We start from the raw sequence: 15,953 nt of genomic DNA on the forward strand, positions 1-15,953 counted from the left end.
TTTGAATTCAAATTATAAAGTTGATACTTTTGCCCTTACAGGGCAACTTTTGGTATAATATTATTCCATATTAATATGGCGTTGCCCTATGTTACTGATGGCGCCCCGTTGGGGCTATAAAGCCTTTCAGGCTTTATAACCACGAAGGTGGTTTAATCTGAGTAACCGCTAATAGAATTTGCGGTTAACAGATAGTCAACGCTCTGAGAATCCTGAAAGGATTAAATTTGTTTAAATTATAGCAAATTAGCTATAAATGCAAAACTTGAGTAATTACTTAAAAATGTAAAAGTTCAACTCCGAATCGGAGTTGAGGTATTTATATGTATCCTTCCGCAGGCTAAAACTTACGTATATATAGTGCGATGTCCTTTCATTACATGCAAAACAACTGCCATTATATAAATCAACGAAAACGCCATCATTTAGATGTTGAACCAAAAATATATTTCTATCTTTGCAGCAGCAATAAGACAGTTCGAAACCATCCTGTCTATAAACAAAACTATGGGCCATGAATAAGATACATGCGCAAAAATGTGTTTTACAATGCATGTGGTGCATTGTAAATTACTTTCCAATTGTGCCGGTGATGTTTGGCATCACCGATGATTATCTTTCCTTCGTCTTCCTATAGTTTTTCATTTCAGGATTGTTACAGACATGGTTTTTGTTGCTTCCATGATGTTTTAAACATCATTTGCATAAACTATATTTTTTCTATTTGATGAAACGAGCAGTAATACTATTATCAGGGGGACTAGATTCCGCAGTTACTCTATGGCTTGCCAAAAGCGAGGGGTATGAATTGCACACCTTAAGTTTTGATTATGGACAAAGGCATAAAAGGGAGTTAGAAGCAGCAGCCAAAATTGCCGAAGTGGCCGGAGTTAAAGAACATCGGCTGGTTACCATTAATATGGATCAATGGGGAGGCTCATCGCTTACCGATAAAAACATGGAAGTTGAAGATGGAGATGTAAACCGAACAGATATTCCGGTGACTTATGTTCCTGCAAGAAATATGGTCTTTTTATCCATTGCAGCATCGTACGCAGAAGCCATTGATGCGCAAAACATTTTTATTGGCGTAAGTCAGGTGGACTACTCGGGATATGTTGATTGTAGGGAATCGTTTATTAAAGCCATGGAGAATGCCATTAACCAAGGAACTGTTATGGCTGCAGAAAAGAACCGACCAATTACCATACATGCTCCGTTCATTTATAAAACCAAAACCGAAGAGATTCAAATTGGAGCAAAACTTGGCGTTCCTTTCGGGTTAACCTGGAGTTGTTATCGTGGAGGAGAAAAACCATGCGGTACATGCGACAGTTGCCTTCTACGGGCAAAAGCTTTTCAGGAAGCAGGAGTAGTGGATGAAGGAGGAACGGAAATAGGAAACCGGAAATAGGAAACCGGAGAACGGAAACCGGAAATAGGAGAACGGAAACTGGAGACCGTTTGAAAAAGGAGAAAAGAGGGGCAAATTATGATTCAACAAACAGTTATAAAACATAAATTTTCGGTTTCCGGTCTTCGGACTCCGGTTTCCGAAAAGTTAAAAGCAATGTCAACAAAAATAGTATTAGCCAACGAGGGGGTATTTCCCATCACAAAAGATATTAACGGCGCTGCTTTATCGCAGCTGCCTGCTACCGCCATACCTGTTGCCGGAACCATTCAGGGTGAAGGAAAACTGGCGGGTGTACCCTCTCTGTTTATCAGATTTTCGTCGTGCAATCTGCGATGCATCTGGCAGTTACCTGATGGCAGCTACAGCCGGTGCGATACACCATACGCCTCTTTTGATACACAACAAGTGGTTCATACAACCGTAAAAGAGGTCATCCAATTGGTTAAGAAAAACCTGGGTTCGATTCGCCACGTGGTGATTACCGGTGGTGAACCCCTCATGCAAAAAGATGCTTTAGCTGAACTGGCCTGTGGATTAAAAAATGAATTGAACGTTCATTTAACCATAGAAACCAATGGCAGCATGTTCAATAAAGATGTAGCTGAAAACATCGATTTGTTCAGCATTTCGCCTAAACTGGCTAATTCAGAACCCAATCCTGAAAAACTGAAAGCATTGGGGTTGAATCCATCGGGGCCTCTCTCCTACCATGCACAGCGCCGGTATAACAGTAAAGCTTTACAATCGTACATCAATCTTTGCAATGAGAGCGATAAAGAGATGCAGCTGAAATTTGTGGTAGGTAAACCAGAGGATGAACAGGAAATCATCAATGATTTTCTGAACCAACTTAACGGTTGGAAACCATCTGACATCATGCTGATGCCTTTGGGTGCCAACGAAGAGGAACTCAAACAAACCACTCCGCTAACGCTTGAAATGGCTATCCGAAACGGATGGCGATTCACTCCTCGTGTTCATATTGATATATTTGGATGTAAACCGGGTGTTTAACTTTTAATAATTTTGTAATTACATGCAGCCAATTGAAGCCAAACTACTGGGTCAACAGATAGCTTATCCTCAGAAATATACACCGGAAATTCTGGTGGCTGTTCCTCGTTCTCTCAACAGGGAGATTTACAAAATCGACGACAAACAGCTTCCCTTTATAGGATGTGACATTTGGCACACGTATGAATTAAGCTTCCTTACTTTGAGAGGATTACCGGTGGCAGGCATGCTAAAACTGAGATATTCTTCCGACAGCACTTTTCTTGTGGAGAGTAAATCGCTGAAGCTATATCTCAACAGCTTTAACATGGAGCGGTTTGGTAGTGATGCTGAAACCGGGGTGAAAGAGGTCGTGGAAATCATAAAAAAAGACCTTTCCGATATATTAAAAACAGCAGTTGAAGTGACCTTCTTTAGTGATTCAGATGAGGTAATCACTCATTTTGATTTTCATGGCTACCAGCTACTTGAAACGCTGGATGAAATAAAAAACGTTGATTTTAACACATTCAACGAAACTCCGGAACTTTTAATACCAACCGATAAACTCACTGGTAAAATAACTGTCGCCACTCATTTGTTACGCAGTAATTGCAAAATCACCAATCAGCCCGACTGGGGTTCTGCATTCATTTTATTGAAAGCTGAACAACTACCGGAACTAAAAGGACTGCTTCAATACCTGGTTTCAATTAGAAACGAAAATCATTTTCACGAAGAGATATGTGAAATGATTTACAAGCGCTTATGGGACAAATTCTCACCCGAAGAGTTAATGGTGGCATGTATTTACACTCGCCGTGGCGGAATTGATATTTGCCCCGTTAGGGCAAATAGTGAAGAGCTGTTTCCAAAATTTCTTTGCAATGCAAAGGAATTATCTGCAAAAATGCTCAGGCAATAAAAATTAATCCTTTCTTGGAATAAAATTATTCTCCTGTGTTACGCCTCCATCCACCGGAATAATGGCACCTGAAATCCATGAGGATTCATCCGACATCAAAAAACGAATGATGGACGCGATATCATCTTTACGGCCAACCCGCCGCAGGGGATGTCGTAATCTGGCTTTTTCCACCATCTCTTCGTACTGCTCTTTTGTTTGAACAATATTGTTATCAAAGTGAATATTGGTTTTGACCAGCCCCGGGTTCACTGAATTAACTCTGATGTTATAAGGACCCAAATCTCCGGCTAAAAACCGAGTAAGCATATCCAAACCTGCCTTTGAAACCGAGTAGGCAATGCTGGTTCCGGGTCTTAACCCGGCAATGGATGAAATGTTGACAACAGATGCTCCGTTTGCCTTTCGCAACAAAGGAAGCATGGTTTTTACAAGCATAAAAGGCCCTGTAAGATTTACATCCATCATTTTTTGCCAATCCTCAATGCTCACAGTCTCCAGTGAACCAACAGCAATCACTCCCGCACTGTTGACTATGCCATGTAATAAACCAAATTTCTCATTTATGTAGTGATAAACTTTTTCAACATCCTCCCTATTGGCAACATCGGCCGTAATAAAATCAAGTTTGCCTTTTAAATTGGGTTGTTCGTTAATGGCTCGTTCAACTTTGTCCATACTCCGACTCATTGAAATAACATGGTTTCCCTCGTTGGCAAGCACCTCTCCCGCCGCAAGCCCAATTCCTGAACTTCCTCCGGTAATCAGAAAAACTTTCTTTGTCATGATAAGTTCTTTTGTTACTTTCCTAAATACTCCTTCAATACTACTCTCTTAATTATTTGAATACTTTTCCCTTCTGCTTTAATGGTTCCTTCATTATGCAGTTCGCGTAATGCGCGACTCAATGAAGGCCTTGCCACTCCAAACAACTCCGCCAACTCTTCCTGCGTTTTAGTAAGTGTTACAACCCCTTTCTCATGGCGGTCGAGCTCCAGGAGAAAATGCGCTATTTTACCTCGTAAACTTTGAAATGACAAGAATTTAAGCTTTCCTGATATAAATTGAGCCCTGTTTGAAACAGCATTCATAAAACTGGTAAGAAAACTCGCATTCTTCTGCATTAAATCAATCACCGACTGCTTGGGAAACAACAAATTAACCGTAGGTTCGTTGGCAGTTACAGTCACCGGGTAACGGTTATTGTTTCCAAAAAGAAATGCAATGGCAAGAGGCCGTGGAGGAACAATATCCTCTATTTTAAGGACTTTCCCGTTCAAATCCATCATTTCTCCACGTACACTGCCTTCAATTAAAACTTGCAGCGATTTACATTCATCACCACTAAAGGCAATCACCTCTCCTTCATCATATTTCTTAACCTGATAATGAACAGTACCCAACAGATTCTTTAATTCCTCCTCACTTTCGATTCCCGAAAACAAGGGAGATTGCATTAATGCGGATATATATATCATGTGCTTAAGTTCTATGTGTCTATGCGATAAATATTAATAAGCAAAGGTAACAACCATTAAGCTGACAGGCAAAAACCATAAAAGCCGATTTTTCGAAAAAAAATCTCCTTTTGTAACCTATGTTACAAATTTCAGGCATTGAAGTACCCTATTTTTGTATTGTAAATTTAAACATGTACAATAAAACATATCACCATGCTGAGAGAAGTTGTAAATATAAACGAAGAGCTGTGCGACGGATGTGGCGATTGCGTTCCCGCCTGTCATGAAGGAGCATTGCAAATTATAGATGGAAAAGCCCGCTTAATCAGCGACCTTTTATGCGATGGTCTAGGTGCTTGCCTCGGACATTGCCCCCAGGAAGCCATCACAATTGAAAAACGCGAGGCAGAACCTTACGATGAAGTGAAAGTGATACAACTCATCATCCCGAAAGGAAAAAACACCGTACTGGCTCATCTCAAGCATTTAAGAGACCATCAGGAGTTCGATTTTATGAAGCAAGCCATGCAATACATGCAGGCCAATCGTAACTCTTTACCATTTAATCTGGATGAAATTGTTCGAGAAATGCACAAGCCCAAAGTTGGCGTGATGCACGGACACCAGGGGGGCGGTTGTCCAGGCTCTGCTGAGAGGGCCATTCAAAAGCCGACACCAGATGCTCCTTCAGCCGCCATTTCCGGAGCTTCAGAACTGCGTCAATGGCCGGTGCAGATGCACCTCATCAACCCGGCATCGCCTATGTTTGCCGGAAGCGACATGGTGTTGGCTGCCGATTGCGCTGCCTTTGCCATGGGAGATTTTCACAACAGGGTGTTGAAGGGTAAAACCGTAGGCATCGCTTGTCCTAAACTCGACCAGGGAACAGAATCCTACATGCAAAAACTGATTCGCCTGATTGACGAAGCCAAGATAAACACCTTATCGGTGGTCATTATGGAAGTGCCATGCTGCTCGGGACTCCTTCAAATGGCCAAAATGGCTGTTTCGCAAGCTTCACGAAAAATTCCCCTCAAAATGATGAAAATTTCAATTGCAGGGGAAGTATTAATGGAAGAATGGGTATAAGAAGGGAGACAGGAGAAGGGAAATCGGAGAACGTAATAGGGAGTGAATGTAATGATTGGAATTTAGTTATGGAAATCTCAAATTAGAAAAATCAATTAAGCGAGATTCCAGTCTCCGGTCTCCAAAAACAATATTAACAATTTTAAAAAAAATAGAAACTATGTCAATGTTTTGTTTTCAATGTCAGGAAGCCTCCAAAGGAGTTGGATGTGCCATTAAAGGTGTGTGTGGAAAATCACCAGAAGTATCGAACCTGCAGGATTTGTTGCTCTTTGTTACAAAAGGCGTGGCCTTTTGGAGCCATCAGGCCGATCTAAAAGCAATCAGTAATCCTGAAGCCGAAAAGTACATCATCGATTCCATGTTTATAACCATTACCAATGCGAACTTTGATGCCAATAAAATCACCGAACAAATAGAAAAAGGATTTGCCATACAAAATAACTTAAAAGCAAAAACAGGAACTCCCGAAGCCGAACTGCCGGAATGTGCCACATGGCAAACCACCAATCGTGACGAGATTAATGCTAAGAGCGAAACTGTCAGCATTCTCAACGAAACAAACGAAGATATCCGTTCATTAAAAGAACTGATTATTTATGGATTGAAAGGAGTCGCTGCTTATGCTGAACATGCAGCCAATCTTGGTTACAGCAATCAAGAAGTAAACCTTTTTATGAAAAAAGGTTTATTGGCCACCCTCGACAATTCACATGGCGTTAACGAGCTACTGCCTATTGTTTTGGAAACCGGAAAAAATGGTGTGGACGTAATGGCTCTGTTGGATAAAGCCAATACCGAAAGCTATGGTCATCCCGAAATATCGACCGTAAACCTTGGCGTTGGCAAGAACCCGGGAATTTTGGTCAGCGGTCACGACCTGAAAGATTTTGAAGAGTTGCTCAAACAAACAGAAGGAACCGGAGTGGATATTTACACCCACAGCGAAATGCTTCCGGCCAACTATTATCCTGCTTTCAAGAAATATAAGCACTTTGTAGGTAACTATGGCAATGCATGGTGGGAACAGACTTCTGAATTTGAGAGTTTCAACGGACCGGTGTTATTAACCACCAACTGCCTTGTTCCGCCTAAAGAAAGCTACAAAAACCGCGTATATACAACCGGAGCAGCGGGATTTGACGAATGCCCACACATTGCGGAAAGAGAAAACGGCAAGCCAAAAGATTTCTCAGACATCATTGAGCATGCAAAAAAATGCCCTGCTCCCACCGAAATCGAAACCGGAACTTTAACAGGTGGTTTTGCCCATAACCAGGTGGCCGAATTGGCTGATAAAGTAGTGGATGCTGTAAAATCAGGCGCCATTAAAAAGTTTGTGGTCATGGCCGGTTGCGATGGTCGGATGAATTCCCGTAACTATTACAGCGATTTTGCAGAGGCTTTGCCACAGGATTCGGTCATTTTAACCGCAGGATGTGCTAAATATCGTTACAACAAATTGCCCTTAGGCGATATCGGCGGAATTCCACGGGTATTGGATGCCGGACAATGCAACGACTCCTACTCTCTGGCAGTGACCGCTTTGAAACTAAAAGAAGCTTTCGGGTTAGATGATATCAACGAGCTACCAATTGTTTATAACATTGCCTGGTATGAGCAAAAGGCGGTGATTGTATTATTGGCACTTCTCTCACTTGGTGTGAAAAACATCAACCTTGGACCCACTCTACCTGCTTTCTTGTCGCCAAATGTGACCAATGTTTTGGTTGAGCAATTTGGTATTGGAGCAATTACAACTGTGGAAGAAGACATGGAAAGGTTGATTTTATCATAAATATAAATCAAACAGATGATACCAGAAAGAGCTGCCTATTCGGGCAGCTCTTTCTGGTATAATAGCAAACTTATTCCTTCATCCGTTTTAAAAAAGCATCGCTTTTTAAAACTTTGGGATTTACAATTGGCAGGTCGTTTTGATGGCCATTGAAAAAATTAGAAATCACATCAGCTACATACTGACTCATTTCAGCGCGAGCTTCATGGGTTCCGCTTCCAACATGTGGCGTGAGAACGACATAAGGCGAGTTTTTCAGTTCATCAGGAATAACCGGCTCATTACTGAACACATCCAAACCGGCACCGGCAATTTCTTTGTTTTTCAAAGCTTTAATCAACACCTTTTCATGAATCACTTTACCTCTGGAAGTATTTATGATATATGCAGAATTTTTCATCAGCTTAAACTCCTCCTTTCCAATAAGATGATATGTTTCCTGCGAAAATGGAACATGAATGGATACATAGTCTGATTTTCGTAAAAGTTCTTCTTTAGTGACATAGGTCGCTTCATATTTTGCTTCGACATGGCTCTCCAATTGGGTTCGGTTATGGTAAATCACTCTCATTCCGAAAGCTTTAGCCCTACGGGCTAAAGCCTGACCAATGGCTCCCATCCCAATGATTCCCAGCGTCTTTTTATGCAATGTGGTGCTCAAATTGTTTCTAACGTTCCATTCCGGCAAAGAATTTTCCAATATTCCGTTATGGAGTTTTACAATATTTCTTGCCAGAGCTAACATCAGCGTCATGGTCAGTTCAGCGGTTGGTTCAGTTACAGGACTTGGAGTATTGGTAACTACAATGCCTTGGGAGGTTGCATATTCAACATCTACATTGTCATAGCCCACACCATAATTGGCTATCAATTTTAACTTAGAAGCTTTACTTATCATCTCCTCAGTGACTTTATTTCCAAACACAGATACCATCGCATCAGCGATGGGAAGGTAACTGTCCAGTTCGTCACTAAACGAGTTGGAGGAGTCGGGCACAAGAAGTTCAAAATCAGATGGTAGGTCATTAAATCCGTTTAACGGCAACTTAATGGGCATCAAAACAATGTGTTTCATAACTTTAGGCTTGGAATTAACAGTTAATCATCAAATATACAAATTTCCACAAATAATCTTATACCTTGTCGTGAATAACAAAAAACCACTTTTTTCGTTTAAATTTGTGGATACTATAAATGCTAATGCCAAGAATGAGACGCAAAGTATACGGCCTTTTTGTTACTTCAATTATCTGTTTGTTGATAACCCTGGCAAACCAAATTTCTGCACAAACGGCTTCACCGGTTGAAATATCGGGCTTTATAACCGATCAGACCAGAGAACCTGTTATCAATGCACACTTACGCATTGTATCAACCAATGTCGGAGCTGTTACCGATGTCAATGGCAATTTTACTATTTCTACTGCTCCTTCTTTTCCGTTAGAATTATCCGTTTCGGCCATTGGTTTTCAAAGTAAAACCATCAATATAGCGTCGCTCCCGCCTGAACCTCTCAGAATAATTCTGGAAGAGGATCGCCAAATGCTTCAACAGATTGAGGTGACTGCCAACAGGCTTTCAGGTTTTCACAGTCAGCGCATCGAGCCCATTCATGTCAGGATGCTCCCATCAGCTGCCGGTGCATCTATCGAAGGTTTGGTTCGTTCTCAAATGGGTGTCGCTTCCAACAACGAGTTAAGCAGTCAATACCGCGTCCGTGGTGGAAACTTTGATGAGAATTTGGTTTACGTTAATGGGCAGGAAGTTCACCGACCTTTCTTAATTCACAGCGGTCAGCAGGAAGGGTTGAGTTTTGTGAATCCGGATTTGGTTGAATCGGTTGAATTTTCGGCAGGTGGCTTTAGCGCATCTTATGGCGATAAAATGAGTTCGGTACTCGACATCAGGTATAAAAGGCCAACAGAAACAGCCGGAAGTGTGTCAGCCGGAATGCTTGGAGCAAACGCGCATCTGGAGGGTGCCGCTTTTAATCAAAAAGTATCATGGATAACCGGTGTGAGATACAAAACCAACCGCTATCTTTTAGGCACACTGGATGAAAAAGGCGATTACAGGCCAAATTTTACCGATGCACAGGCCTTTCTAACCTATGAAGCAACTCCCAGGCTATCTTTTGAAATTTTGGGTTACTATTCGCTCAACACGTATGAATTTATACCTCAAACCAGGGAAACCACATTTGGAACCATTTCTGATGTAAAACGCTTAAGAATTTACTTTGCAGGGAAGGAAGAAAACCGTTTTGAAACAGGATATGGTGCATTAAGCACCATATTTAATGTATCAGACAGACAACAATACAAACTCACATTTACAGGTTTCAGAACTTTTGAAGAAGAAACCTACGATATTGCCGGGGCATATTGGCTTCAGGAAATTGATAACCCATTTGATGCAGATGATGAAGGAACGCAAATCGGAGTTGGCCAATATCTTCAGCATGCCAGAAATGACCTTTATGCCAATGTTATATCGGCAAACCTTGAGGGTAAACACAATTCGTCGGGAGGAATTACAAGTTGGGGTATTCAAGTGCGACAGGAATCCTTTCGCGACAGAGTAAACGAATGGGAGATGATTGATTCTGCCGGGTATTCCATCCCTTATCGTGGTGATTTGCTGGAACTGGCCTATACAAAAAATGCACACCACGACATAGTGGCAAACAGAGTTTCCGGATTCCTGAAAAATCAATCTTCCCTGGCAATTGGATCCGGATTTCTCATGATAGATGCAGGAATAAGAGCAAGTTACTACTCGTTTAATGATGAGTACATTATCAGCCCCCGAATTTTACTTAATTACCTTCCAAGCCGAAACTCGAATCACCGATACCGTTTGTCCGGTGGATACTATTACCAGCCGCCGTTTTTTAAGGAGATGCGACGGCCTGACGGAACACTAAATAAAGACATCAAAGCTCAAAAATCAATTCATGTCGTCTCGGGCTTTGATTACTATTTCCATAAAATGGAAAGACCATTTAAATTCACCACAGAACTATACTACAAACATATGAAAAACCTGATTCCTTACCAGGTTGACAATGTAAGGATTATCTATAGTGGAGAAAATGAAGCCAAAGGGTATGCCGTTGGAATCGACTTCAAAATAAATGGTGAGTTGGTGCCGGGTGAAGAATCCTGGGCGACTCTTTCACTCATGAAAACTGAAGAAGATTTACTCAACGACAGATGGATTGATCCTGCCACTCCCGGTGAACCCGGTTATATTCCCCGTCCATCGGATCAGAGATTAAATTTCTCCATGTTTATCCAGGATCACTTGCCCAATAATCCTGATTTTAAAGCTCATCTCAGCTTTTTCTTCGGAACAGGGCTCCCGTTCGGCCCCCCTCGTTCACCAAGGTATATGGCGGTTCATCGACTCCCCTCTTACCGAAGAATAGACATTGGATTTTCCTATGACCTGCTAAAATCCAGATGGATGCAAAACAACCATCTTAATCTTAAAAACATGTGGCTCGGCATTGAGGTCTTTAACCTTCCCAATATAGATAACACAATCTCTCATTATTGGGTTACCGACATCAACAACCGCCAATACGCTGTCCCAAATTACCTTACATCAAGAAGAATAAATCTTAAACTGACAGCAACGTTTTAAGCCAATAGATAAGTACAAAGAGTATAAGATAATTAAATTATTGTATTAACAAAATTGAGTTTAAATCGTTAAATTTGTAGGAAACATGAAAATTATGAGAAATTATAAATTTACAGCAGAAATAATCCGGGACAATGAAGTAAATCAATATATCGGAATTGTTCCGGGATTACCGGGAGCCCACTCCCAAGCCGCAACTCTTGACGAACTATATAAAAACCTACAAGAAGTAGTCCAGTTATGTTTGGAGGAGTTAAGTGAGGATGAGTTAAATAACCTTCCTGATTTTGTAGGATTTCAACAAATATCAGCTGTTTTATGAGTGAAAAACTGCCGATAGTAAAGGTTAAAATCCTGGAAAAATTACTTTTTCATTTAGGTTTTAAAATGAAACGACAGAAGGGAAGTCATGTGTTTTACCGTCATCCCGATGGCAGATATACAACACTATCACACCATGGAAATCAAGAAATTGGAAGACCTTTAATACGTCAGATTCTTAGAGAAATAGATCTTTCCCCAGAGGAATATATTAAGTTGTTAAATCAAATATAGCCCCCGTTCTACGAAACTCACCTCATCAAATTTCAATTCTTCCCAAGCAAATCTACACAAACAAGCTTCAACGCCCGTTCCCCATCTATGATAAAACTCATGCATTAAAGACTGGAATTTTATTGTTTTTGGTTGTAATTTATAGGTGAATAAACATAAAACCTGCCAGTTATGTCAAAGGAATCCAACTCTCTATATTATATTGATCTTGAGGATCAATATGGAGCTAAAAACTACCATCCACTGCCCGTTGTTCTGGAAAAAGGCGAGGGTGTTTTTGTGTGGGATGTAGAAGGCAAACGCTATTACGATTTCCTGGCTGCATACTCAGCAGTGAACCAGGGGCATTGTCACCCAAGATTGGTTAAAACAATTAATGATCAATCTGCAAAACTGGCACTTACCTCACGTGCTTTCTACAACAATCAACTAGGCAAATGGTCCAAAATGATGACAGAGCTATTTGGATACGACCGCATGCTTCCGATGAACAGTGGTGCCGAAGCAGTTGAGACTGCGCTTAAGCTAGCCAGAAAATGGGCATACAAAATCAAAGGAATTGCCCGGGAAGAGGCTAAAATTGTGGTATGTAACGGAAACTTTCATGGGCGAACCATTTCCATCATATCCATGTCATCCGATCCGGATTCATATAACGATTATGGTCCTTATACCCCCGGATTCAATAATATTCCATACGATGATGTTGTTGCTTTGGAACAGGCTTTAAGCCAGCCCAACGTTGCTGCATTTCTGGCCGAGCCCATACAGGCAGAAGCAGGGGTGTTTGTTCCATCAGATGGATACTTAAAGGCCGCGAAGGAACTTTGTGAACAATACGACGTGTTATTTATTGCCGATGAAATTCAGACCGGACTTGGAAGAACCGGAAAATGGCTGGCGGTAGATTATGAAGATGTAAAGCCTGATATTCTGGTATTGGGGAAGGCTCTGTCCGGAGGTATGTATCCTGTTTCTTGTGTTTTGGCCAACAACGAAGTCATGTTAACCATAAAAGCAGGCGAGCATGGTTCCACTTACGGTGGAAATCCATTGGCTGCCGCCATTTCCATGGAGGCTGTTAATATTCTGTATGATGAACAACTGGCCGACAATGCATTCCGCATGGGAAAACTATTCCGCAAACGTCTCAGAGCGATGAATTCCCCATTAATAAAAGAAGTCCGTGGAAAAGGTCTGCTCAATGCCATTACCATTCACGCTGAAAGCTCAGCACAGGCAGCGTGGGATTTATGCATATCGATGAAAAACCATGGAGTAATTGCCAAACCAACACATGGAAACATCATCAGGTTTACACCTCCCCTAATCATTGATGAAAGTCAATTGATTGATGCTGTTGAAAGGATTGAAACAGCATTTAAAGACTTGAAATAAAAATCTCAGTAATTGGCCTAATTTCTGGTTTCAAACCCATCACTCAAAATAATTAAATTCAAATTAATAGATGAAGAGAAAGATATTTTCTATTTTTAGATAGAAAATAAAAACATTTATTATGTCATCAGAAATTAGTTCATCATACATTCCAATGCTGGAAGACCGGTTGGAAAAATTGTGGCATCGATCGTTCGACTGGGCAGCCTGGAAAAAAGGCACTCTGCTTGTTTTAAAAAATGCTTTTGGAGAGGAGAGTGCTTACTACAAACAACTCTTCACAACCGATTATGAATACAGCAGCTGGTCTCTGCGCGACACAGCCGGAAGCGGAGATCCGGTAAAATCCTCCTGTGCAGAATTACTGGAGATTTGTATCATGGATTTAAAACAAAAATCGACCAACCAAACGCTTCAAACAGGTGAATTTCTCAAAAAGTTTCTATCGTCAGAAACTCCGGATGAAATTGAAGCCATTATTAAGTCTGACGTGCCGCAATTTGAGAAAGAAGAAAAAATAGAGGAAATTTTGGCCAAACAAAACAGCAAAGCAGTATTGAAAAGTTTCAGTTCATTGCTTGTTGCATTAGGCAACAAACAATGAACTGAATGATTTTTTACATTCTGTCGGGAACTCCGGCTCCCAAAAGCCACATACCTTTTTTAAGAACATCTGCCACAGCTTTACAGAGTGTTAGCCTCATTTCCCGAATGTTCTCGTCGGTTTCAAACAGAATTGGACTATCGTGGTAAAACTGGTTAAACTCTTTTGCCAAATCATATATGTAATTCGATATCAACGCCGGGCTGAATGCTTTTCCGGCCTCCATCACCACGTTTGGAAAATTAGCAACAGTGCGGACAAGATTGTTTTCCTTTTCGCTCAATTCAACATCAGCCGGAGCACTGCCTTTCCATGTGATTCCTTTTTCCTCTGCTTTACGAAATATTGAGCGAATGCGGGCATGGGTGTATTGTATAAACGGGCCGGTATTTCCATTAAAATCGATGGATTCCTTGGGATTAAAAGTCATGTTTTTACGTGGATCCACTTTGAGAATGAAATATTTGAGTGCACCTAAAGCAATCATTCGAATCACCTCTTCAGCAGCCTCTTCACTATATCCGTCAAGTTTACCCAGTTCCCTGGACATTTCCCGACTGGTATTAATCATCTCCTCCATCAAATCATCGGCATCAACCACTGTACCTTCACGCGATTTCATTTTACCTTCGGGCAACTCCACCATTCCGTAACTGAAATGAACTAAATCCTTACCCCACTCAAAGCCCAGTTTATCCAGAACAATGGAGAGAACCTTGAAATGATAATCCTGCTCATTTCCCACAACATATACCATTTTATCAATGGTATAGTCATCAAAACGGAGCTTTGCAGTTCCAATGTCCTGCGTCATATAAACCGATGTACCGTCACTCCTCAGTAATAGTTTCTGATCCAGACCCCTATCTTCCAAATCAGCCCACACACTGTTGTCATCTTTTTTAAAGAAAACCCCATCCTTTAAACCTTTTAAAACCATATCCCGTCCCACAGAATAAGTATCGCTTTCATAGTAGATTTTGTCAAAATCTACTCCAAGGTTTTTGTATGTTACGTCAAATCCGTCATACACCCAATGGTTCATTGTTTTCCAAAGCTCAACAACATCTTTATCTCCCTTTTCCCAATTAAGAAGCATTTCACGGGCTTCAGCCATCAGTTTTGATTGTTTCTCAGCCTCATCTTTACTCACACCGGCTTCTTTCAAGGCAGCTTGCTCTGCTTTGTATTCCTGATCAAATTTTACGTAATAATTTCCAACAAGATGATCGCCCTTCTTTCCTGAAGATTCAGGCGTTTCTCCATTTCCCCATTTTTTCCAGGCCAACATCGATTTACAGATGTGAATTCCCCGGTCGTTTACAATGTTGGTTTTAACGACTCTGTGACCGTTAGCGGCTGCAATCCGTGAAAGTGAATATCCCAAAAGATTGTTACGGATGTGGCCAAGATGCAAAGGTTTATTGGTGTTGGGTGATGAATATTCAATCATCATCAACGGAGACTCCTCTGTTACCGGAATAAAACCAAACTCATCATTATCCTTTATTTCGTTCAATACATCAATCCAGTAGCCATGTGCAAGTACAATGTTCAAAAAGCCTTTAACAACGTTAAAGGCTGAAACTTCATTCATCTTTTCACACAAGTAGTTACCAAGATCTTTCCCGGTCTCCTCGGGTGTTTTTTTTGAGTACCTCAGCAAAGGAAAAACCACTATGGTAAAATCTCCATCCTGATCCTTCCGGGTAAGTTGTACCTGTATGGATTCTTCTGAAATTTCTGCATTGTACAGCTCTTTAAACGCTTCTACAGCCAGTTGTTTAAGTCCGGATTCTATGTTCATTCGAAAAATATTTATTTATATTTTAGTTTACTATATATTTCAACCTTTATTGGAGATTTTAAATTCCGCTTTGCGGAATTTAAAACATACTTCTACCCTTTAGTATTAATCCTAATCAACGACCAATGATCATAAACAATTGGGTTTTCGTCAAATTTTTAATCCTGCAAAGATAAAAAATATACCGGTAAACATCTGAAAACTTTTACTTACGAAAAAAAAAGGTCTCCAATTGTCAAAATTACCTTTCGCAAACACG

General features: G+C 40.8%; 14 protein-coding genes. 10 read left to right on the forward strand and 4 right to left on the reverse strand.

The window, feature by feature from the left end; translation table 11 throughout:
* Positions 1-727: 727 nt before the first annotated feature.
* The 3 genes from queC to EV194_RS14815 all read left to right on the forward strand — a co-directional run bounded on the left by queC (position 728) and on the right by EV194_RS14815 (position 3,335).
* On the forward strand, positions 728-1,414 hold the full coding sequence (gene queC / locus EV194_RS14805; RefSeq protein WP_132434959.1) for a 7-cyano-7-deazaguanine synthase QueC: 687 nt from the start codon (positions 728-730) through the stop codon (positions 1,412-1,414).
* 156 nt (positions 1,415-1,570) lie between these two features.
* Entirely contained in the window at positions 1,571-2,431 is an 861-nt protein-coding gene (locus EV194_RS14810; protein ID WP_132434961.1) for a 7-carboxy-7-deazaguanine synthase QueE, read from the forward strand.
* A 22-nt stretch (positions 2,432-2,453) separates the two neighbouring features.
* Positions 2,454-3,335 carry an NADPH-dependent 7-cyano-7-deazaguanine reductase QueF gene (locus tag EV194_RS14815; RefSeq protein WP_132434963.1) on the forward strand — a complete coding sequence of 294 codons (882 nt, stop codon included), beginning with the start codon at positions 2,454-2,456 and terminating at the stop codon, positions 3,333-3,335.
* Between the two features lie 3 nt (positions 3,336-3,338).
* Here the strand turns inward: EV194_RS14815 and EV194_RS14820 are convergent, their stop codons facing one another.
* Both EV194_RS14820 and EV194_RS14825 read right to left on the reverse strand, forming a co-directional pair.
* Positions 3,339-4,121 carry an SDR family NAD(P)-dependent oxidoreductase gene (locus tag EV194_RS14820; RefSeq protein ID WP_132434965.1) on the reverse strand — a complete coding sequence of 261 codons (783 nt, stop codon included), beginning with the start codon at positions 4,119-4,121 and terminating at the stop codon, positions 3,339-3,341.
* A 14-nt stretch (positions 4,122-4,135) separates the two neighbouring features.
* Positions 4,136-4,813, reverse strand: coding sequence for a Crp/Fnr family transcriptional regulator (locus EV194_RS14825; RefSeq protein ID WP_132434967.1), 678 nt, complete (start codon positions 4,811-4,813; stop codon positions 4,136-4,138).
* Positions 4,814-5,008: 195 nt separating this feature from the next.
* Here EV194_RS14825 and EV194_RS14830 point away from each other — a divergent pair, with 195 nt between their 5' ends.
* A complete protein-coding gene (locus tag EV194_RS14830; protein WP_132434969.1) occupies positions 5,009-5,884 on the forward strand; it encodes an ATP-binding protein in 876 nt (291 codons plus the stop codon).
* Between the two features lie 160 nt (positions 5,885-6,044).
* Positions 6,045-7,682: a hydroxylamine reductase gene (gene hcp / locus EV194_RS14835; protein ID WP_132434971.1), complete on the forward strand. Its 1,638-nt coding sequence runs from the start codon at positions 6,045-6,047 to the stop codon at positions 7,680-7,682.
* Positions 7,683-7,752: 70 nt separating this feature from the next.
* Here the strand turns inward: hcp and EV194_RS14840 are convergent, their stop codons facing one another.
* Complete coding sequence (locus tag EV194_RS14840; RefSeq protein ID WP_132434973.1) at positions 7,753-8,757, reverse strand: NAD(P)-dependent oxidoreductase; 1,005 nt, start codon at positions 8,755-8,757, stop codon at positions 7,753-7,755.
* A gap of 134 nt (positions 8,758-8,891) precedes the next feature.
* Between EV194_RS14840 and EV194_RS14845 the strand changes: the two genes are divergently transcribed.
* The 5 genes from EV194_RS14845 (at position 8,892) to EV194_RS14865 (ending at position 13,887) form a co-directional block, all read left to right on the forward strand.
* Positions 8,892-11,330 carry a TonB-dependent receptor gene (locus tag EV194_RS14845; protein WP_132434975.1) on the forward strand — a complete coding sequence of 813 codons (2,439 nt, stop codon included), beginning with the start codon at positions 8,892-8,894 and terminating at the stop codon, positions 11,328-11,330.
* A gap of 94 nt (positions 11,331-11,424) precedes the next feature.
* The gene (locus EV194_RS14850; RefSeq protein WP_207916077.1) at positions 11,425-11,652 is read left to right on the forward strand and encodes a type II toxin-antitoxin system HicB family antitoxin; all 228 of its coding nucleotides are present in this window, start codon (positions 11,425-11,427) and stop codon (positions 11,650-11,652) included.
* Positions 11,649-11,885, forward strand: a complete 237-nt coding sequence (locus EV194_RS14855) for a type II toxin-antitoxin system HicA family toxin (protein WP_132434979.1) — start codon at positions 11,649-11,651, stop codon at positions 11,883-11,885. The genes EV194_RS14850 and EV194_RS14855 overlap by 4 nt, the downstream gene beginning before the upstream one ends.
* 171 nt (positions 11,886-12,056) lie before the next feature.
* Positions 12,057-13,283 (forward strand): ornithine--oxo-acid transaminase, encoded by a 1,227-nt coding sequence (rocD, locus tag EV194_RS14860; protein WP_132434981.1) that lies wholly within the window; start codon positions 12,057-12,059, stop codon positions 13,281-13,283.
* A gap of 121 nt (positions 13,284-13,404) precedes the next feature.
* Positions 13,405-13,887, forward strand: a complete 483-nt coding sequence (locus tag EV194_RS14865; RefSeq protein WP_207916079.1) for a hypothetical protein — start codon at positions 13,405-13,407, stop codon at positions 13,885-13,887.
* Positions 13,888-13,900: 13 nt separating this feature from the next.
* On the opposite strand, the gene argS is transcribed toward EV194_RS14865, so the two are convergent.
* Positions 13,901-15,694: an arginine--tRNA ligase gene (argS, locus tag EV194_RS14870; RefSeq protein WP_132434983.1), complete on the reverse strand. Its 1,794-nt coding sequence runs from the start codon at positions 15,692-15,694 to the stop codon at positions 13,901-13,903.
* Positions 15,695-15,953 lie beyond the last annotated feature (259 nt).

It is taken from the genome of Natronoflexus pectinivorans (genome assembly GCF_004345615.1).
Classification (GTDB): Bacteria; Bacteroidota; Bacteroidia; order Bacteroidales; family Marinilabiliaceae; genus Natronoflexus; species Natronoflexus pectinivorans.

Coding starts and splice junctions, on each gene's coding strand:
- queC (WP_132434959.1), top strand. CDS start 728: ATGAAACGAGCAGTAATACTATTATCAGGGGGACTAGATTCCGCAGTT.
- EV194_RS14810 (WP_132434961.1), top strand. CDS start 1,571: ATGTCAACAAAAATAGTATTAGCCAACGAGGGGGTATTTCCCATCACA.
- EV194_RS14815 (WP_132434963.1), top strand. CDS start 2,454: ATGCAGCCAATTGAAGCCAAACTACTGGGTCAACAGATAGCTTATCCT.
- EV194_RS14820 (WP_132434965.1), bottom strand. CDS start 4,121: ATGACAAAGAAAGTTTTTCTGATTACCGGAGGAAGTTCAGGAATTGGG.
- EV194_RS14825 (WP_132434967.1), bottom strand. CDS start 4,813: ATGATATATATATCCGCATTAATGCAATCTCCCTTGTTTTCGGGAATC.
- EV194_RS14830 (WP_132434969.1), top strand. CDS start 5,009: ATGCTGAGAGAAGTTGTAAATATAAACGAAGAGCTGTGCGACGGATGT.
- hcp (WP_132434971.1), top strand. CDS start 6,045: ATGTCAATGTTTTGTTTTCAATGTCAGGAAGCCTCCAAAGGAGTTGGA.
- EV194_RS14840 (WP_132434973.1), bottom strand. CDS start 8,757: ATGAAACACATTGTTTTGATGCCCATTAAGTTGCCGTTAAACGGATTT.
- EV194_RS14845 (WP_132434975.1), top strand. CDS start 8,892: ATGAGACGCAAAGTATACGGCCTTTTTGTTACTTCAATTATCTGTTTG.
- EV194_RS14850 (WP_207916077.1), top strand. CDS start 11,425: ATGAGAAATTATAAATTTACAGCAGAAATAATCCGGGACAATGAAGTA.
- EV194_RS14855 (WP_132434979.1), top strand. CDS start 11,649: ATGAGTGAAAAACTGCCGATAGTAAAGGTTAAAATCCTGGAAAAATTA.
- rocD (WP_132434981.1), top strand. CDS start 12,057: ATGTCAAAGGAATCCAACTCTCTATATTATATTGATCTTGAGGATCAA.
- EV194_RS14865 (WP_207916079.1), top strand. CDS start 13,405: ATGTCATCAGAAATTAGTTCATCATACATTCCAATGCTGGAAGACCGG.
- argS (WP_132434983.1), bottom strand. CDS start 15,694: ATGAACATAGAATCCGGACTTAAACAACTGGCTGTAGAAGCGTTTAAA.